Origin of the sequence: Dactylococcopsis salina PCC 8305 (assembly GCF_000317615.1) — a bacterium.
GTDB lineage: Bacteria > Cyanobacteriota > Cyanobacteriia > Cyanobacteriales > Rubidibacteraceae > Halothece > Halothece salina.
This window is the reverse complement of record NC_019780.1, coordinates 1,041,140-1,060,899: the sequence shown is the minus strand read 5'-3', so window position 1 is coordinate 1,060,899 and position 19,760 is coordinate 1,041,140. Positions and strand designations below refer to the sequence as shown.

Here is a 19,760-nt window from a genome sequence, read left to right as displayed (position 1 = left end):
CCCATGAATATCGAATGGATCATTCTTATTGCAGCGTTAATCATCATCTGGTTGGTGATAAAAGCCGCCTTAAAGTTAATAGTAATTAGCTTTAACACCGCCTTCCAAATTTTTATAATTTTAATTGTTTTAAGAGTCTTTTTTACAATTATGCCCCAAGAAGTGCTACAACAAATTAAAGCAATGCCTCAGCTAATTCGGAATCTTTTCCTACTCATATTTTTACTATAAAAAGTTAATTTAAGACTGCTATAGCAATCTGAAATCAGTTGTAATATCAAGCTCGCTCAATCCATGATAAAGAGTAGGTTGGGTGGAGCGAAGCGAAACCCAACAGCAATTAAATGATACAAAAATGTAACAGTTTATTAAAAAATAAAAAGAAATTGAATTAAAAATAACAACAGCATAGAGTTTTTTATCAAACTATAAAGAGTAAGCGTCAAACTCGCAGCATAAAATAAATACTAAAGAACCCTGAAAACAACTATGAACGATCTACAAAAATACCAATTCAAATGTACTTTAACCTTTGGTGATATTTATGGGCAAATCATCGTCTGGTTGATTGTGATTTTTATCAGTTTAGCTACTGCTCTAGCTCTCTGGAGCAGCGATCGACAAATTTACGCTTTAGCAACTGTAGGATTAATTCTCGTTCTCTCTTTACCCTTCCTGCTATTTGCGTTTGTCACCACCCTATTAAATCATATCCAAATGGCGCCATTAGAAGAAGAATCAACCAGCAAAAAGCGCCGTCAGCCCCCTGAAAGCCAGCAAAAACCCGCAACTTCCGCAGGTTAAATCAAGGAATTAGAGAGAAATCGCAGTTCGGGTAAGGGAAGGAAATAATATTCCTCCCCTTGCTGAAACCCCAATAAAAACAAACATGGGAGAGATGGATCAACTCTATGTTTAAAATTGGGAACAGTTTTTTAAGATTCTGTTAAATCACTTGGAAATTAGTAGCAGTCAGGGGTGTCCCAGACATTGATTCGTGTAATACATCAATAGTATTCCCTGCACTTAATGTTAAGCGAGAAACGTCATCAGATGGCTTCGTGAGCGTCTCCAAGACTTCTGTACCCGTAGTAAAGCCTAAACCTGAAGCAATTTGCATGATTTCATTGGTAACATCAAAATCAGTAATAATATCTGCTCCATTGTTTGCTTCAAAGATAAAGGTATCTATGCCTAAATCTCCTTGCAGTTCATCATCGCCAGTCCCGCCAGCGAGATGATCATCTCCGCCATTCCCGATGAGCCAGTCATCTCCTGCTTCTCCAAATAATTGATCAGCCTCATCTTCTGGTTGTAAATAATTTTGCAGTTGCAAAACACCATTTTGGATAAAAATATTCCCAGAAGAGCGCAAGAAACTGCCAATGAGAAAATCATTGCCGTCCCCACCAAAAATGGTGTCCTCCCCATTATGACCGTATAAATAACGGAAATCATTATCATCGCCAAAAGTTCCCTGACGAATATAGTCTAGAGTAGGAAGTTCTTCTCCTTCTAGGTTTTCGAGAACAGGGATTTCGTAGCCAATATCCTTGAGAATTGCCAGATCAAGAACAGTGGGTAAACTATCGCCAACGCCAGGACCAAGCAAAGGAGCAATTTCATCACTGAGGGTGAATCCTTCTTCAATATGACCCTCATCTCTGGACAAAATGGGGATGGGTTCTCCATTATTGAGAGCAGATGCAGTTTCTCCTTCAAAAAACAAGTCTTCATTAACCCGTTCATCAAAAGCTGGAGAACTTCCAATCCCCAAAACGTGACCCATTTCATGTAAAGCAAGAGCAACATTGACAATTGCACTTCCCTCTTCGTCAGTGTTAAAGGTGAGAGCGCCAATTCTCGGTTCAAAATCACTGCTATTAAATCCTTCAAAAATGTCATCAGGAATGGTGTCATTAACTTCTGGAATTCTGGGTCCCGCAAAAGCAGCTGGACCATCAAGTGATTTAGCGGCTAAAAAGATACGTAAATCACCAAGCGGTTCCTCGATAACAACTTCTTCCGAATTTGCTTCATCACTTTGAGGATTTGGAAGTCCAATCGTACTTCCTGCTGGAATTTCTGGAAATTCATCAACAATGAAAGACTCCCAGATAGTAGCTGCTTCTTCTAAGCGGGCTTTGTCAATGTCATCAAATGCCTCAGGAGGAGCAAAACGATAGTCTAATTCGATGTTAAAGGATTCAGCAGTGTCAGGAGAATCAAAGATAAAATTTTCAGGGATTAAGCTATTGGCTTGAATGCCCTGTAACACTGCTATGGGAGTTTCTTCATCCACCAATCCCGTATTAGCCCCGAAGCTAATGATGGTATCCGCTTCTTCTTGAGTCAGAGTGAGGTCAGCAAAAGTTAGTTCTGGAAACCCTCCGACGCCAATTACATCTTCTCCCGAGGTAAAGTCGGTAACCGTGTTAAGGCTGTTGGGAACTTCGGCAGTAGTAATCCAAAATTGGTCAGCACCTGTATTTCCAGTGAGGATATTATCTCCCTGGGTAACAATAAAGAGACGATCCTCACCTTCTCCTCCTAATAGAACATCATTATTTCCGGCAAAAAGCTCATCATCCCCAGCTTGACCATAAAGGCGATTATTACTGCTACCTTGAGAAGTATCAACTAGGTCATTCCCTGCTCCAGCAAAGATGCGGTTATTGCTAGCTGCTAAAATTTCATCATCGCCACCGTTAGTAAAGACGCGATCGCGCTGCGCTGCCAAAATCCGATCATTATCAGAGCTAGTATAGAGGCGGTTATTTCCGGTGGCATCAGTTCCATCCACCGTATCTTCTCCCGCCCCCGTAAAGACAATTTGCATATTGCCGGTGTAAGGGTCGGCTTCACTGGCATCAAAAGTATCATCGCTGGTACTGCCAAACACTAACTCTTCTTCTACAGTCTCGTCGAAAAGAACTTGATTATCCGCATTAACTGTAGGAACCTCTTGCGCCGACTCCAAGAAAGTTTCATCTTCAGTGAGAGCAAAATCAAGAACAGCACTATTAAAGTTAAACGTCCCTTCTTGTAAGCCAGCATCTCGGGCTGCTTGTTCGGCTGCTGCTCGCACGTCTGGGTCAAGGTTATCGAGGGTCGCTGGTGCAGAAGGAAACTCGGGTTGATAGAAGGAATCAGGACTTTCTCCCTCATCGTAAGTAAACAAAGACTCCTGTTGGCTATCTACTCGCCAATCACTGCGGAAGTCGCCATAGAGTTCGTCAAAAGGAAGCGGACGGGGTAAGGGTTCACCATCAGCAGTGGCAATGTCATTTTCTCCATCCATATCGGCATTCCCGAGTAAGCCTTCAAAACCACCAGCGCGATCTTCGGCCAGTTGAACTTCTACATCCAGAGAACTGCTGCGAGTATCCACAATCAGGCGCTCATCCCCATCATTCACTTCTCCATCCTCACCGGGATAGATAACGGTGTAAGTATTGCCCTCGCGGAAGATTTCGCCATTGCCGACAGTAGTGGACTCACCCTCTGCCAAAGCGTTGGCATTGCCGTTAATTTGCAGGGGCTGGTCATCACTGACATCAATCATGACGGTTTCCCCATCAAGGGTAGTGGCGACAGCCGTATTGACGCTGACATTGTTACTCACCGGTTCTTGGCGCACTTGCACTTCTAAAGTGCCTTCGGTTTCTTGAGCCAGAATAAATTCTGCGGCGGCTTGAAAGTCGTAAGCAACTTCATCGAAGGTGACTAAATGAGGATCTCCCCAGCTAATGCCAATTTTGCCTTCTGGTGAAGTAGGAAGGTCTGTCGTCGGTGCTTCTGGGGTAATCACTTCGATCGCGTCAATGTCGGCTCCAGGCGTACCACCACCACTGTCTCCTTCCTCTGGGTTATCTTGCAGGCGGACAAAACGAAACTCTGTGGCAGGATCAATCTCGTTGGCTTCTAAAGAGGCATCAATATCAAGGGTGGAAACATCCCCAGCAACCTCTCCTATGGAAATAAACTCTTCTCCATCTTCGCTGATTTCAACAAAGGTATTTTCCACATCAGGGCCAACTTCAAAGATTCGTAAATCTGGCTGATTATCGCCACTTCCTGTAAGGACATTATCGGTAAATTGCAGGGTAATGCGTCCACCGGAACCTAGAGAAACACTCCCTGTTTCGCTATCAGGGTTGTAATCAGGAGCTCCTACTGCAACCACCGGGTCAGTAAAGTTTTCGTTAGTGGGAACGTTACCATCAGAAAAGTCGGGTTCGTAAGCAATGACCTCATCGGCATAAGGATCGCCTTCAGTAGCAGAAACAGTATTCTCATTATCAACAGTATTCGCATTGCCGCCAGCCTCTAAGAACTCTTCATCCTGAGTCAGGGCAAAATCAAGCACTGCACTGTCAAAGTTAAACGTCCCTTCTTGTAAGCCAGCATCTCGGGCAGCTTGTTCGGCTGCAGCTCGTACTTCTGGATCAAGGTTGTCTAAAGTCGCTAGTTCAGAGGGAAAGTCAGGCTGATAGAAGGAATCAGGGCTTTCGCCTTCATCATAGGTAAAGAGAGATTCTTCCTCGCTATCCACACGCCAATCACTGCGGAAATCTCCATACAGTTGGTCAAAGGGAAGGGGACGCGATAAGGGTTCACCATCAGCAGTGGCAATGTCATTTTCTCCATCCATATCGGCATTCCCGAGTAAGCCTTCAAAACCACCAGCGCGATCGGCTGCCAGTTGAACTTCTACATCCAGAGAACTGCTGCGGGTATCCACAATCAGGCGCTCATCCCCATCATTCACTTCTCCATCCTCACCGGGATAGATAACGGTGTAAGTATTGCCCTCGCGGAAGATTTCGCCATTGCCGACAGTAGTGGACTCACCCTCTGCCAAAGCGTTGGCATTGCCGTTAATTTGCAGGGGCTGGTCATCACTGACATCAATCATGACGGTTTCCCCATCAAGGGTAGTGGCGACAGCCGTATTGACGCTGACATTGTTACTCACCGGTTCTTGGCGCACTTGCACTTCTAAAGTGCCTTCGGTTTCTTGAGCCAGAATAAATTCTGCGGCGGCTTGAAAGTCGTAAGCAACTTCATCGAAGGTGACGATGTGAGGATCGCCCCAGCTTTCCCCTGTTTTTCCTTCAGGCGCAGTGGGAAGGTCTGTCACTTCCTCTTCTGCTGGAGACAAGGTAATGTTATCAATGCCTGTGCCCAGATCGCTGAATTGAGTAACAATAGACGCAGACTGAATTAGACCACTTGGATTAGTAACTGACAGATTTTCAAAATCAGTATTTTCTGCATCTCCTTCAGTAAGCGAAGAACTAGCCTCGCCCACAACAGTGGAAAAAGAATCAGAAAAGACAGTTAAACTAACAGAAGCGTCATTAGACTGTTCATCAACGAAATCTAATAAATCGACACTTAAGCTAGGAATAGGCTGATCAAACTCAATGAAGTAATTGAGTGAGTTATTCGGTCCATTGGATTCATCGGTTAAGAAAAAGTTGCCGACTGCTTCTTCTTCAGCATCATCATTGGGAATGAATGCTGTCTGGGGATCACCTACCTGAGCAATAAATGGGTTACTGTCTCCTGGCCCTGTTGTGCCTGAGCCAACGGTCAAGGTCACCTCATTATTGGGAACAGAAATTGGGCTAGTAACTTCCTGTTGATCAGTAAACCCTTCTTCAAAATCAACAACGATCGCGCCAAAAAGACTCTCTTCTACCGTAACGGATACCACTGCTTCACTGCTAAAGCTCCCATCACTGATGGTGTAGTTAAAGGTATCTGTGCCTGTAAAATCAGTAGGAGGAGCATAAATCAATTCATCAGTGTCAGCATCTTGTTCAATCGCGCCCCCGTTGACTGACGTTTCATCAAAGGTAAGAGTTAATCCTTCGCCATTAATGGGAAGATCATTGGCAAACACATTAATCGCCACTTCTGCGTTAACGGTTGTTGTCGCAGCATCATCCAAAGCAATGGGTTCTACTTGAATGGTTACGGTGGCGGTGTCGGTTCCCGTGCGACCATCACTCACTTCATAGACCAGGGTATCAGTCCCACTAAAATCTTGATTGGAGGAATAGGCAATCTGAGCATTATTTTCACCGACGACTTCTGCAACTCCCTGTTCAGGAGGGGTGACAATGGTAACTGTTAAGGGGTCGCCGTCTTCATCATTATCATTCTCTAAAACATTGACAATAACGCTATTGCCAACAATGGTGCTGACTTCATCATCTTCGGCGTTGGGAGGGGTATTGGGTTCTAGCCCTGTGTTGTCCACTTCCACCGCCCCTAAATCAACGGTTCCATTAACCACGCGATCGAAGCCCTGTCCCCGTTGCTCAAATTCATCACTAATAAAGGTAGTCTCTCCCACATCAATGGCGGGACTCCCTTCCAACAACAGATGAGTCAACGTTGATCCTCCATTATCCTGTAGCGGTGAGAGAAGCGGATCAACATTGAGAATATTTTCCCTAGTGAAGCTACCATCAGCGACTAGGTTAACGCCATTGCTGTTGATGACCCCAGTGCGAGTAATGAATCCCTCTTGAATTTCATTCAGTAAGTCTTGTGAGTCATTCCCTGCGATTAAACTATTGATTAGCGTTAACTCTCCCTCAGGATTGAAGAGTCCGCCGGCGGAGGGGGCAGTATTCTGCGCGATCGTGCTGCTGACTAAGGTGAGAGTATTGGTATTATTAATCCCTCCCCCTTGGGTTTCGGCAGAATTGCTGCTGACAGTGCTATTGGTAATCAATAATTCATTAGCGTTATCAATCCCCCCACCGACTAAAGCAGAGTTCCCACTGATGGTACTACGGGAAATGGTCATTCCTACTTCATCACTACCAGCGTTGCGGATTCCACCCCCATTATTGGTTGCAACATTATTGGCGATCGTGCTGGAAGAAATAGTAAAAATCCCGTCGTTATCGATACCACCTCCAGAATAGGCAGTATTATCTTCAATTCGGCTATTATTAAGGGCGATCTGTCCATCAGAAAAGTTAGTGATCCCGCCTCCAGCAGAACTAGCAGAATTAGTACTAATCGTGGTGTTATTAAGATTTAACGTGCCACCATTACCAATCCCAGCCCCATTACCAAACTGATCAGAGGTTTGATTCTCACTGATGAGACTATCAATAACTGTTAAAATTCCTCCAAAACGGTCATTATAAATACCACCGCCGTCTCTTTCTGCGCTGTTGCCTTCGATCGCAACATCCGTTAGGGTCAAAATTTCCCGGTTAAAGATGCCTCCACCAAAGCGATCAGTGGTCAGTGTATTATCATCAGGGCCAACTGCTGACCCACCAGTAATCGTGACCCCTTCAATAGAAACTTGCAGGGGATTATCGGTTTGTTCATCGGAAACAGAGAAAGCGCGACTGTTTCCAGTTGCGTCAATCGTCAATTCCTCCGCCCCTAAGCCTTCAATGGTTACGCTATCAGTAATTTCCAGTTGTTCGCCAGTGAGAGTAATGGTTTGCCCGCTTAAATTAGCATCAAAGGTAATCGTATCTGCACCGTTCGTATTATTGGCTTCGGTAATGGCTTGACGCAGGGAACCTGCCCCACTATCTTCAGTATTGGTGACAATAAAGTTAGCTTGCTCAATCGTCACTCTTTCGCCGTTGATGACCACAGTTGCGCGATCGTTCTCTTGTTTGAGTTCAGCCAAATCTTGCGGACTTAACACTTCTCTCTGGACAAGAGAGGCAAAAATAGCTCCCTCATCGCCGGGAGAATCAATAGAATTGATTTGAGCATCAATCGCATGACCAATTTCTTCTAAGAACACCCGACTTAGTAATATGGGGTTATCTATTAATGAGTCAGAAAAAAAAATTTCATTGGTTTGGCTTGCATAACCTCCCAATGCTCCTCCTAAAATAGACGAATTGATTAACAAGAGATTCGGAAACTGAAAAGGCTCACTAGCAAGTTCAGTTTGTAGTTCAATTTTGCCTAAGGCAATGGCAAGTTTTTTATTAACATCTGGGGAATTGATAAACTCAGAGAGAATAGAGGTTGCTTGTTCAAAGGCAAAATTAATTGTTTCGAGAGATAATTGGTAATTATTTTTGGAAACTTCAAAGTTAGCCAGTGGCGTAATAATTTGCTCAAGCCAAATATCTTGACTTTTAGAGTTTTGGGAGGAGATAAGTTCTGAGGACATAAATATATTGAAATTTCACGATAACTCAATTTTAATATAGCAATGTCAGTAGAATGTAAGAAAATGTAACTTAATAATCTCTGAGACCTAAGTTTTTTTCTGCTTTTTGGTAAAATACTTCGGCTCTTTTGGCTGCATTGTAAAATGTTCCTTTCGTCACATTTTACACCACCGCAATTTATAAGTTTTTCTTATTACCGAGGTAACAAGAGAGCCAAAAGTTGATTCATCGAAGCTCCCAGCGTTGGCTGGAGTGCAGTGAGGATTTGGGGGCAAAAACAATTTATTTGGGATTGCTCTATCTCATTCCTACGGTGCTTATTCCTTAAATCATAGTTGCACTCATCAGAAATTAATTCGACCAAAATAAGATTAAAAAAGTAGGCTAAATCTTGAAAGCTAAATTTGGTCTAAAGTTAGAAGCCTGTTCTCCAATGTCTCTTTATGATTGTAGTGAGGAGTGCGATTCGTTTCTGGTGAAATCTCTGTAGCTCCCTCGAACTAAGGAGTATAAGCCAGAGTTTGGTTAAAACCCTTCGGGGAACAGAACCATGACAACTTGATTTCCATGTTGGTGAGAGCCTGTGGAGCAATAGCTAAGAAACAGGTAGGGTATAACCCGTTAATTCAAGTCCATCCCTCTCAAGGTGTGAGAGGACAGCATAACCCTTATCTATAGAGTTGACTACTTGAGGATAAAGCAGGGTTAAATGGGGTCACTGCTGGAAGCCTAAACTGGTAAATCCCTAGCAAGAGGCTATGCCTAATCAATAAACCTATGTCTGAACCATCGTTATACAAAACCTGTGCAAAGGCTGTCCACAGGGGGCGAAATATGCCCACAGTAAAGGATGTAAGTATTCTTTGGCTTATATCACACCTCAGAATTTACTCGGTGGATAATAGGAGGATAAGGTCTCTATCAATGGAAATCAGGAACGAAGTAACCCTCGTTCATACTCTTGGGAAAGGTCGATTTCTCAAGTAGTCTGTCGGGACGCAATTTCTGGCTCATTTGCTGGGTGGAGCGAGGGAAGGATTGGCTAAGAAGCAAAAGCTTTCTTTAACGAGAAGGATAAGCAGACGTAGCCACTTTAGATTACGAAGATAATACGTGAAAGTAGAGTAATGTTATGAACTCATTGAAGTATAAATTTGATGCTCGGACAAAGACCTTTTTAATGCTCTGGTTAGGTTTTGGGTTTAATCTCATGGCTGAAACGGAGTGGAGTCAGATAGACTGGCGAGAGGTGGAACTAAGGGTGTTTAAGCTCCAAAAACGGATTTATCGAGCTTCTCAAAGTGGTGACGTGGCTAAAGTTCACAAACTCCAAAGATTATTGTTACGGTCTTGGTGTGCCAAACTCCTAGCGGTAAGGCGCATTTCGCAGGATAACCAGGGTAAAAACACCACAGGGATAGACGGTGTAAAAAGCCTAAGTCCTAAACAACGGTTGAGCCTTGCTGAAAGCCTGACTCTTACAGGGAAAGGTGAATCCTTAAGACGGGTCTGGATTCCAAAACCAGGTCGTAAAGAAAAACGCGGCTTGGGCATTCCAGTAATGGAAGACCGTGCGAGGCAGGCACTTCTCAAATTGGCTTTAGAGCCAGAATGGGAAGCAAAATTCGAGCCTAATTCGTACGGATTCAGACCAGGACGCTCTTGCCATGATGCGGAACAAGCAATCTTTAATGCAATTCGGTATAAGCCCAAATGGGTGTTAGATGCCGATATCTCGAAATGCTTCGACCGTATAAACCACGATGTTCTCTTACAAAAACTGAATACAATTCCGACTATTGCTCGACAAATTCGAGCTTGGCTAAAGTCGGGGGTCTTGGATAGAGGCGACTGGATGCCAACAAATGAGGGAACACCACAAGGAGGGGTGATAAGTCCTCTATTGGCAAACATTGCTCTGCATGGACTTGAGGATTACATAAAACAATGGGCTGAAACTTGGAAAGGGGGAAAACAAGCAAATCGAATTTCAATATCCCTTATCAGGTATGCAGATGACTTCGTTGTTCTTCACAAGGATAAATCCATCATCCAACAAGCGAAAACGCTGATTGAACAGTGGTTACATGGCTCAGGCTTAGAAATAAGCGAGAGCAAGACGAGAATTTGCCACACCTTATATGATTCCGAAGAAAAGAAAGCAGGTTTTGATTTCTTAGGATGGAACATCCGTCAATATGAAATCGGGAAAAATCACTCAGGAAAAAATACACATGGCAAATTACTTGGATTCAAAACGATAATCAAACCCAGCGACAAAAGCGTAAAAACCCACTATGAAAAGATTGTTTCAGTTTTAGATTCAATGAAAGGTAAATCCCAAGAGGTAATCATTGATAAGTTAAATCCTATAATCGTGGGATGGTGCAACTATCACAAAACAGTCTGCTCTAAAGAAACATTTTCACACATAGATAATCTAGTGTGGAACAAATTACGTCGCTGGATTAAAAGCCGTCATCCGAATAAAACCCTCAAATGGTGTACAGAGAGATACTTTCACTTGACTAAGGAGAAAAATTTAGACGGAGAAGACAGAGATACTAAATGGGTCTTTTCAACTCCCTCCAATATACCAAATTCTCCTGTTGCGGGTACGCATGAATTACGCAAACACGCATGGACACCAATTGAAAGACATATAAAAATCGAGGGTTCGAGGTCTCCCTACGATGGAGATTGGTGGTACTGGAGTAAACGTCGGGGAGAATACCCTGGTGTATCTAAACGGGTTGCCACACTGATGAAGCGTCAGAAAGGCAAATGCACTCGTTGTGGACTTTACTTTAAGGATGAAGATGTAGTGGAGGTTGACCACATCGTCCCTAAAGCTGAAGGGGGCAAAGACCATTACAAGAATTTACAATTACTTCATCGTCATTGTCACCATCAGAAAACTGCTGAAGACCGACAACGACAAATGGATAATAAGGGGCAAAAGAAAGCCCAAAACAAAACAAAGAAAGGTCGTAAATCGGAAACTGGGCAGGGAAGTGCTGTTAATAAGCGCGTAGTTTGGAGAGGAGCGGTATGATGGGAAACTATCACGTACCGTTCTGAAGCCGAGTCAGGAGGGCGACCTTCTGGCTTAGGTTAACAATCTCCTACGACTGCACCCACCCTGATTAGGTCAAACGTAACCCAAGGAGAAAACTATGGTTAATCCCACGCAATCTCCCAGTTTAGATCGAGATTGCACCACTCTATCTCGTCATGTTTTACAACAACTCCACAGTTTTTCTGCTGAAGCACAAGATTTAAGTGCTTTAATGAATCGTGTCGCTTTAGCGGGAAAAATTATCTCACGTCGCCTGAGTCGCGCTGGAATTGTGGAGGGAGTTTTAGGATTTACGGGAGAAACAAATGTTCAAGGCGAATCTGTGAAAAAAATGGATGTTTACGCCAATGATGTTTTTATCTCCGTGTTTCAACAAAGTGGATTGGTTTGTCGCCTCGCATCAGAGGAAATGGACAAACCTTATTATATTCCTGAAAATTGCCCGATCGGGCGTTATACCCTATTAATGGACCCGATCGATGGGTCTTCCAACATTGATACGAACTTAAATGTCGGTTCGATTTTCGCCATCCGCCAACAGGAAGGGGATGATGTGGATCAAAGCGCCAGTGACTTGTTACAAAACGGACATAAACAAATCGCCGCTGGTTATATCCTTTATGGAGCAAGTACCATGTTGGTCTATTCCCTTGGCAATGGCGTTCACTCCTTTACCCTTGACCCCAGTTTAGGGGAATTTATCCTCGCTGAGGAAAATATGAAAATTCCCGAACAGGGGTCTGTGTATAGTCTCAATGAAGGTAACTTCTGGCAATGGGAAGAACCAATCCGCAATTATGTGCGTTATGTCCATCGTCAAGAAGGCTACAGCGCTCGTTATGGTGGGGCGTTAGTGGGGGATTTTCACCGCATCCTACAACAGGGAGGAGTGTTCCTTTATCCAGGAACAGTCAATAAACCAGAAGGAAAGTTACGCTTGTTATATGAGTCGGTGCCTTTAGCATTCCTCGTGGAACAAGCGGGTGGTCAAGCCAGTACGGGAAGGCAACGATTGATGGATGTTGTCCCCGACAAACTTCATGCTCGTTCTCCTCTCATTATTGGTAGTCCGAAAGATGTCGCGTTAGTAGAGTCTTTTTATCAAGAAAGCTCGATCGCATCCGAATAAAAATCCTATCATCTGACAGTAAAAAAAATCATACGGAGGAATAACAATGACTACAGCAAAGGAAAATCCGATCTTACAAATTGAAAAAGAATATGGTCAGAGTATCTGGATGGATAATCTCAGTCGTGATATTATTCGCTCTGGAGAATTAAAACAGTTAACAGAAAGTCGCGGTATTCACGGGATCACGTCTAACCCTAGCATTTTTGAAAAGGCGATCGCCGGAAACCAAATCTACGACGCAGATATCGAAGCGGGAAGCAAAGCGGGAAAATCAGTCCAAGCCATTTATGAGTCTTTAGTGTTTGAAGATATCTGCGAAGCCTGTGACATTCTTCGTCCCATTTATGATGAAACCAACGGACTCGATGGGTATGTCAGCATCGAAGTTCCCCCCACAATTGCTCAAGATACGGAAAGCACCCTCAGCGAAGCGCGTCGTTACTACCAAGAAATCGGTCGGGAAAACGTGATGATTAAAATTCCTGGCACCCCTGAAGGACTCCCCGCAGTAGAAGCGGCGATTCGGGATGGTATTAATGTTAACATCACGCTCTTGTTCTCCGTCGAAAGTTATGTGGATACGGCTTGGGCTTATATTCGTGGCTTGGAAAAACGAGTAGAAGATGGCAACGACATCAGTAAAATCGCTTCTGTGGCTAGTTTCTTCCTCAGCCGCATTGATGTCAAAATCGACAAAATGGTTGATGAGAAGCTCAAAGGAGAGGATGAAGAATCCAAACAGGCAAAACTGCGCGAAATTAAAGGGAAAGTTGCCATTGCAAATGCTAAAATCGCTTATCAAGAGTTCAAGAAAATCTTTAGCAGTGAACGCTGGCAGAAACTAGAAGCAAAAGGCGCTCACTTACAACGGTTACTTTGGGCAAGTACGGGCGCGAAAAATCCAGATTACAGCGATGTCATGTATGTCGATGAGTTGGTGGGACGCAATACCGTTAACACTATGCCTCCCGATACGATCGAGGCGTGCGCGGATCACTGTAGCCCTGGCGATCGCATTGAAATGGACATCGACGCGGCGTATCAACTCATGGAAACGCTAAAAGACCCCGATGTCAACATTGATTTAGATCAGGTAATGGCAGAGTTACTCGACGAGGGTATCGACAAATTTGTCAAGCCTTACGAATCTCTAATTTCTTCCTTAGAAAACAAGGTTAAACAGTTAACTGCGGTTTAATCTCATTGTTTTTTCCTAAATTCGGGGAGGAATTGCCCCCCAACCCCCCAATTCTGGGGGGCTTAAAGCATAAAATTAGAACAAACTTGAAAAATAGATGATATGGTAGCAGTTAAAGAAAACCCGCTTCGGATTGGCTTACAACAAGAACGTATCCCTGAACCTGCCATTTTGGTGATTTTTGGTGCGTCTGGAGACTTAACGCAACGGAAACTGGTTCCCGCCCTTTATCAACTCAAACGAGAACATCGTCTTCCAGGGGAATTAACCATTGTCGGTGTGGCGCGACGAGATTGGAGTCACGACTATTTTCGTGAACAAATGCGCGAAGGGATTGAAAACTATTCCACTGGTATTGGTAACGAAGAACTCTGGAAAGATTTTGCGGAAGGGCTTTATTATTGTTCTGGCAACATGGATCAAGAGGAAAGTTACCAGAAACTAAAAGCATTTCTAGAGGAATTAGACGGGAAACGAGGCACGAGAGGAAATCGTGTCTTTTATTTAGCGGTTTCGCCAAAATTCTTCCCAGAAGCAATTAATCAGTTGGGAAGTGCGGGAATGTTAAGCGACCCGAAAAAGCATCGTCTCGTCATTGAGAAGCCGTTTGGAAAAGACTTAGCCTCTGCTCGTTCTCTTAATCGTACCGTGCAAGAGGTTTGCTACGAAAACCAAGTTTATCGCATTGACCATTATCTCGGCAAAGAAACGGTACAAAATTTGTTAGTGTTCCGTTTTGCGAATGCGATTTTTGAGCCTTTGTGGAATCGTCAATTTGTGGATCACATACAGATTACAGTGGCGGAAACAGTGGGAGTCGAAGATCGCGCTGGTTATTATGAAACGTCTGGCGCACTGCGAGATATGGTGCAAAATCACTTAATGCAGTTGGTTTCTCTAACGGCGATGGAAGCGCCGAACTCTTTAGATGCGGATAGCATTCGTAGTGAGAAAACGAAGGCGTTACAATCTTTTTATCTTGCTGATCCTAACAATTTAGATCGCTGTGCGATTCGAGGACAATATAGCGCTGGTTGGATGAAAGGAAAATCAGTGCCTGGATATCACGAAGAAAATGGCGTTGATCCTAATTCCACGACTCCCACGTTTGCGGGACTTAAATTATATTGTGATAATTGGCGTTGGAAAGGTGTTCCGTTTTATCTTCGCACTGGAAAACGCCTACCGAAGAAGGTGACAGAAATTGCGATTCAGTTTCGAGAAGTTCCTTTGTTGATTTTTCAATCCGCCGCGCAACAAACGAATCCCAATGTTTTAACGATGCGGATACAACCCAATGAAGGGATTTCCCTACGGTTTGAGGCGAAAATGCCAGGACCGGAATTGAGGACGCGATCGGTCGATATGGACTTTAGTTATGGGTCATCCTTTGGCATGGCGACGGCGGATGCTTATAACCGTTTACTCTTAGATTGTATGTTGGGGGATCAAACCCTGTTTACGCGATCGGACGAGGTGGAAGAGGCTTGGCGAGTGATCACCCCTGCGTTATCCGCATGGGATGAAGCCAGTGACCCCACTTTAGTTCCGCAATATGAAGCTGGAACCTGGCAACCAGCAGAAGCAGAGGCGTTGATTAATGCTGATGGTCGCCGTTGGCGGCGCTTGTGATTCAAAACCGTTTTGATTGTAAAAAGTGAGGATTTAATTATTATGACGACTCAATCTCCACCGCTTCTTTCTTTACAAAATCCGAAAGATGTTTCTCTAGAAGAAATCGAAGCAGAATTAAATCAGATTTGGCAAAATAACACGGGTGCAGATGGCACGATCGCCACACGAGCAAGCACCTTTTCTATGATTGTATATGAATCGGAGGCAAAGCAGGATCAAGAAGAGACGATGGCGGATGCGATTGCGGCGGCGAATCCTTGTCGCATTATTACGCTTTATCCCACAGAAGGCGAAGATGAGGGCGTTTCGGCGAAAGTGTCTGCTTATTGTCCGATTCAAAAGCAAGGAAGTAATAGTTTAGTCTGCTGTGAGTATATTAATCTGACGGGAACGCCCCAAGCGTTCGATCGCATCGGAGGAATGATTGCGGCGTTAATGCTGAGTGAACTTCCTAAGTTTCTTTGGTGGAAAGCAGTTCCTGAACCAGAATCCCCTTTATTTCAGCGTTTGGCAGAGAGTAGCGATATTATTATCACTGATTCTAGTAGCTTTGAGCAACCCGAAGCCGAGTTAGAGGCGATTGGTCAAGTGTTAGCGGAGGGGATGGTATTTGCTGATCTCAATTGGCGACGGTTAGCCGCTTGGCAAGAATTGACCGCAGAGGCGTTTGATCCCCCCGAAAGACGTAGCGCTTTAACCGAGGTCGATCGCGTCACCATTGACTATGAAAAAGGGAATCCCACTCAAGCGTTGATGTTTTTAGGTTGGTTAGCCTCTCGCTTAAAATGGCGACCAGTTTCCTATTCCTATGAGGGGGGAGACTACGATATACGACGGATCAAATTTACCGATGATGAAAATAAAGAGATAGAAGCGGAATTAGCAGGGATTCCCGTAGATGCGGGAGAAGTTGTCGGTGATTTGATCAGTCTGCGTCTCAGTTCCACCAATTTACAAGCGGACTGTTGTACCGTGCTTTGTTCGGAAACCACAGGCTGTATGCGGATGGAGTCTGGAGGTGGCGCCCAATCTTGTCGCATCCAACAGGTGACTCCCATGTTTGATCAAAAAACTGAACAGTTGTTAACGAAGCAGTTACAACGTTGGGGAAGAGAGGTATTATACGAAGAGAGTATGGCGCTCACTTATGAGATGTTGCAATTAAGGTCAAAAAACAGCTAGATCAGTTTAGAGATGAGGTGGGGATGACTGTTAACAACCCACCTTATTTTTTGAGATCAGCAACTGCTCGATCGCGTTTCAGTAAGAAATTAGCAACGATAATCCCCAATATTGCTAAGATTGCCATCGGATAAAACGCATAGGTGTAGCTACCAAACCAATCTCGAATCTGTCCCGCAACTAGCGTTCCTAACAATGCTCCCACCCCATAAGCGGTAAAGACAATGCCATAATTTTGAGCGTAGTCACTGGGGTTAAATAATCGTAAAGTCGCTGTGGGTGCAAGTGCCAACCATCCTCCCAAACAAAACCAAAATAGAGAGAAAGCAATTAAATAAGTGATCACTTGTCCCTCTTGAGCATTTGCCATCATTGTACAGGCAATTAAAATGAGAGTGTAAGACCCGATCGCCACATAGCGCGGTGGGAAACGATCGCTCAACCAGCCAAACAAAGGACGACTCAGCCCATTAAACAAAGCAAACAAGGAAACGCTGGTGGCAGCGACTCCAGAATCAATGTTAATCATTTCTTCTCCGACGGAACTAGAAATCCCGATCGCGCTTAAGCCAACGAACGTGCCAATGGTATAGCACAGCCATAGCCCATAGAAAGAGCGACTTTTGAGCAAGTGTTGAGGGGAAGTAACGGTTTGAGGAAGAGAAGGGGTTTCAGGGAGGGATTGGCAATTGTCGGGAGGGAATTTAAAAGTGAGAGCGATCGCTGAGATAATGAGCGTAAAGGCAATTCCTAACAATAGGAGTGTTGGTCTCACCTGATATTGATCGATGAGACGTTTCGCTAAAGGTGCGGTAACTAGGGGAGATAAGCCAAATCCCACAATCGTTAACCCCACCGCTAATCCTTTTCGATCGGGAAACCATCGCGCAGCCACCGCCATCGGTACGCCGTAGGTAATCCCGACTCCCATTCCTACAATCACCCCATAAGTAAACGTCAACATCAGAATATTAGTGGCAAAACTAGAGAGAATGTAGCCTAACCCAACAATTCCCCCACCAATTCCCGTAATCCAAGCTGGGCCAAAACGATGGATATAAAAGCCAGTAATGGGCATGAAGGTGGCATAAAAGACTAAAGCAATGGTGTAGGGAAAAAGGCTTTCTGTTGCACTGAGATTGAGTTCATTTTCGAGGGGAGTTCTAAAAATACTCCAAGAGTAAACTGTTCCTAAACAGAGTAAGACTGTCATTCCTAATGGAATCAGTAACCATCTGCCTTGATTTGCTGGTCGTCCGAGTATTTTTAATTCTGGGTTTCGATCGTTATTTTGCATCCAAATTGCCCTCATTGTTGATCAAACTAAACCATTTTAACCGAGGGTGACAGAGACTAATCGGGGATTGGTATCAGGCAAAAGCTAGATTAGATAAGGGATTGAAGGCAATTGAACCCCAAATCGGATTAGGCAACTGGAATTATATTCTTTAAAGACTGTGGATTAGTTAGGGCTTGCTGTTGGGAAACTGAAAGTCTTACCAAATAAGGATTTGAGGCGATTCAGTTCAGATAAAAATGCAAGTTCATTGATTGTTCAATCGTCACGCACCTTGCATCAAAACCTTCCCCTCCTACCGATCAATCAACCCTAAGGCAACTTGCCTCTTGCCTAAGGCAAGGCAACTTGCCTCTTGCCGATTGGTGTTGGGTTTCGTAAACTTCACCCAACCTACTTGCTTTTGCCTCTTGCCTTTTGCCTTTTGCCTTTTGCCTCTTGCCTTTTGCCTTTTGCCTCTTGCCTCTTGCCTTTTGCCTTTTGCCTCTTGCCTTTTGCCTAAGGCAACTTGCCTCTTGCCTTACTTAACCAACCAATGGACTTTTTCAGCAACCCCTAGTTAAAATTGAACAGTTGAGTTTTCCCAGCCGAAGTTACCTTAATTAGATGGAATGACCGATAAAGCAGTTGTCTTACTTTCAGGAGGATTAGATTCTTCCACTGTTCTCTATCAAGGGAAAGCAGATGGTTATGAGTGTTACGCCCTTTCTTTTAATTATCAACAACGTCATCAGCGAGAGTTAGACGCAGCGAGAGACATTGCAGCTGCCGCCGGGGTGACGCAACAGGTGATTAGTTTTGATTTAGGCTTATGGGGTGGATCAGCTTTGACTGATGCAACAATCAATGTGCCGCGCGATCGCGCCCCCGAAGAGATGGCGACAGAGATTCCCGTGACTTATGTTCCTGCGCGTAATACAATTTTCCTGAGTTTTGGATTAGCTTATGCGGAAGCGTTAGAAGCAAAACGGGTTTATTTGGGAGTGAATGCTTTGGATTATTCGGGATACCCTGATTGTCGTCCCGATTATATCAACGCGATGCAACAGGTGTTTAAATTGGGAACAAAACAAGGTAGAGAAGGACGCTCGATCGAAATTATTTCTCCCTTAATTGAACTGAAAAAAACAGAGATCATTCAGTTAGGAAATCAGTTAAATGTTCCCTGGGAAAAAACTTGGTCTTGTTATCAAGGAGGAGAAAAAGCCTGTGGTGTTTGTGATTCTTGTCAGTTGAGATTAAAAGCCTTTCAAGAATTAGGATTAACTGATCCGCTTCCCTATCTTTGATCGCGATCAAATTTGAAATCAGATCATATAAGCGCGATCGCCTTCACATAGGTTGAGGTTGTACTGAAACATCTAAAAGCAGTTACTAATCCTAATTTCAGTTAAAAGGAGTTGATTGATGAGTTTCTAGAATTTTTAAGCTGCTTGAACAGCAATTAAAGACGTTAGAAAATCGCTGAGTTGTTGTTTTTCCTCTCTAGTTTCCAATATTTGATAGAGACTTTGGAGTTCCTCAATTGAAAGTTTTTCAATATGATAAAGCTCAATCCCAACAATTTTATCTTTAGCATCAAAATCATAAACAATCCCTGAAGTTACTTCTTCCGATTCGATGATTTCTGAAGAGAATAATTCAATATAGGCTGTTTTTTCTATAGAATCATAATTGATTTTCATAAAAACCTCTTTTTTGCCTTTCTATCAAAATGAATCGTCACTATTTTCAATGGGGTCACTTGATCATTGTAAACAACCTTCAAAACTCTTGTTAGTCCATCCTGACAATCAACTTTCCCAAAACCCCACTTTAAATCAGTATCTTTAGGATCAGATTCAATGGCAATGGGATTAATTAAGACTTCCCTAATCCAAGTTTGTTTGATTTGACGTTTCTCCATTTGTTGAACCGCATGATTACTAACATAAACTTGAAAAGAATCAGTTAACTGAATAATCATTGATAATAATTCCTATCATTTGTTCAATTCAATAAATGTACTTCTCCATCTGTTGTTAACGTAAGGGATACTTTCTGATCATTCATGGTTAATT

Annotated in this window: 12 protein-coding genes; 8 read left to right on the top strand and 4 right to left on the bottom strand. The window is 43.6% G+C overall.

From position 1 onward, the window contains the following. Positions 1 to 3: 3 nt before the first annotated feature. Positions 4 to 231, top strand: a complete 228-nt coding sequence (locus tag DACSA_RS05390) for a hypothetical protein (RefSeq protein ID WP_015228776.1) — start codon at positions 4 to 6, stop codon at positions 229 to 231. A gap of 258 nt (positions 232 to 489) precedes the next feature. Then, positions 490 to 804: a hypothetical protein gene (locus DACSA_RS05385; RefSeq protein WP_015228775.1), complete on the top strand. Its 315-nt coding sequence runs from the start codon at positions 490 to 492 to the stop codon at positions 802 to 804. Positions 805 to 946: 142 nt separating this feature from the next. Here DACSA_RS05385 and DACSA_RS05380 read toward each other — a convergent pair whose 3' ends face one another. Beyond that, positions 947 to 8,176, bottom strand: a complete 7,230-nt coding sequence (locus DACSA_RS05380) for a VWD domain-containing protein (RefSeq protein ID WP_015228774.1) — start codon at positions 8,174 to 8,176, stop codon at positions 947 to 949. A gap of 1,133 nt (positions 8,177 to 9,309) precedes the next feature. Here DACSA_RS05380 and ltrA point away from each other — a divergent pair. The 5 genes from ltrA to opcA all read left to right on the top strand — a co-directional run bounded on the left by ltrA (position 9,310) and on the right by opcA (position 16,403). Beyond that, the gene (ltrA, locus tag DACSA_RS05375) at positions 9,310 to 11,232 is read left to right on the top strand and encodes a group II intron reverse transcriptase/maturase (protein ID WP_015228773.1); all 1,923 of its coding nucleotides are present in this window, start codon (positions 9,310 to 9,312) and stop codon (positions 11,230 to 11,232) included. A 121-nt stretch (positions 11,233 to 11,353) separates the two neighbouring features. Beyond that, a complete protein-coding gene (fbp, locus tag DACSA_RS05370) occupies positions 11,354 to 12,385 on the top strand; it encodes a class 1 fructose-bisphosphatase (protein ID WP_015228772.1) in 1,032 nt (343 codons plus the stop codon). 46 nt (positions 12,386 to 12,431) lie between these two features. Further along, the gene (gene tal / locus DACSA_RS05365) at positions 12,432 to 13,586 is read left to right on the top strand and encodes a transaldolase (RefSeq protein WP_015228771.1); all 1,155 of its coding nucleotides are present in this window, start codon (positions 12,432 to 12,434) and stop codon (positions 13,584 to 13,586) included. A 102-nt stretch (positions 13,587 to 13,688) separates the two neighbouring features. Further along, on the top strand, positions 13,689 to 15,218 hold the full coding sequence (gene zwf / locus DACSA_RS05360; RefSeq protein ID WP_015228770.1) for a glucose-6-phosphate dehydrogenase: 1,530 nt from the start codon (positions 13,689 to 13,691) through the stop codon (positions 15,216 to 15,218). Positions 15,219 to 15,260: 42 nt separating this feature from the next. Then, on the top strand, positions 15,261 to 16,403 hold the full coding sequence (gene opcA / locus DACSA_RS05355; protein WP_015228769.1) for a glucose-6-phosphate dehydrogenase assembly protein OpcA: 1,143 nt from the start codon (positions 15,261 to 15,263) through the stop codon (positions 16,401 to 16,403). A gap of 43 nt (positions 16,404 to 16,446) precedes the next feature. Here the strand turns inward: opcA and DACSA_RS05350 are convergent, their stop codons facing one another. After that, positions 16,447 to 17,700: an L-lactate MFS transporter gene (locus tag DACSA_RS05350; protein ID WP_015228768.1), complete on the bottom strand. Its 1,254-nt coding sequence runs from the start codon at positions 17,698 to 17,700 to the stop codon at positions 16,447 to 16,449. Between the two features lie 611 nt (positions 17,701 to 18,311). Between DACSA_RS05350 and queC the strand changes: the two genes are divergently transcribed. Next, positions 18,312 to 18,989 (top strand): 7-cyano-7-deazaguanine synthase QueC, encoded by a 678-nt coding sequence (queC, locus tag DACSA_RS05345; protein ID WP_015228767.1) that lies wholly within the window; start codon positions 18,312 to 18,314, stop codon positions 18,987 to 18,989. A gap of 135 nt (positions 18,990 to 19,124) precedes the next feature. Here queC and DACSA_RS05340 read toward each other — a convergent pair whose 3' ends face one another. Both DACSA_RS05340 and DACSA_RS05335 read right to left on the bottom strand, forming a co-directional pair. Then, on the bottom strand, positions 19,125 to 19,385 hold the full coding sequence (locus DACSA_RS05340; protein WP_015228766.1) for a DUF2283 domain-containing protein: 261 nt from the start codon (positions 19,383 to 19,385) through the stop codon (positions 19,125 to 19,127). Beyond that, a complete protein-coding gene (locus tag DACSA_RS05335; RefSeq protein ID WP_015228765.1) occupies positions 19,382 to 19,666 on the bottom strand; it encodes a DUF4258 domain-containing protein in 285 nt (94 codons plus the stop codon). Before DACSA_RS05335 ends, DACSA_RS05340 begins: the two co-directional genes overlap by 4 nt. Positions 19,667 to 19,760 lie beyond the last annotated feature (94 nt).

Coding starts and splice junctions, on each gene's coding strand:
- zwf (WP_015228770.1), top strand. CDS start 13,689: ATGGTAGCAGTTAAAGAAAACCCGCTTCGGATTGGCTTACAACAAGAA.
- opcA (WP_015228769.1), top strand. CDS start 15,261: ATGACGACTCAATCTCCACCGCTTCTTTCTTTACAAAATCCGAAAGAT.
- tal (WP_015228771.1), top strand. CDS start 12,432: ATGACTACAGCAAAGGAAAATCCGATCTTACAAATTGAAAAAGAATAT.
- DACSA_RS05390 (WP_015228776.1), top strand. CDS start 4: ATGAATATCGAATGGATCATTCTTATTGCAGCGTTAATCATCATCTGG.
- DACSA_RS05385 (WP_015228775.1), top strand. CDS start 490: ATGAACGATCTACAAAAATACCAATTCAAATGTACTTTAACCTTTGGT.
- fbp (WP_015228772.1), top strand. CDS start 11,354: ATGGTTAATCCCACGCAATCTCCCAGTTTAGATCGAGATTGCACCACT.
- DACSA_RS05335 (WP_015228765.1), bottom strand. CDS start 19,666: ATGATTATTCAGTTAACTGATTCTTTTCAAGTTTATGTTAGTAATCAT.
- queC (WP_015228767.1), top strand. CDS start 18,312: ATGACCGATAAAGCAGTTGTCTTACTTTCAGGAGGATTAGATTCTTCC.
- DACSA_RS05350 (WP_015228768.1), bottom strand. CDS start 17,700: ATGCAAAATAACGATCGAAACCCAGAATTAAAAATACTCGGACGACCA.
- DACSA_RS05340 (WP_015228766.1), bottom strand. CDS start 19,385: ATGAAAATCAATTATGATTCTATAGAAAAAACAGCCTATATTGAATTA.
- ltrA (WP_015228773.1), top strand. CDS start 9,310: ATGAACTCATTGAAGTATAAATTTGATGCTCGGACAAAGACCTTTTTA.
- DACSA_RS05380 (WP_015228774.1), bottom strand. CDS start 8,176: ATGTCCTCAGAACTTATCTCCTCCCAAAACTCTAAAAGTCAAGATATT.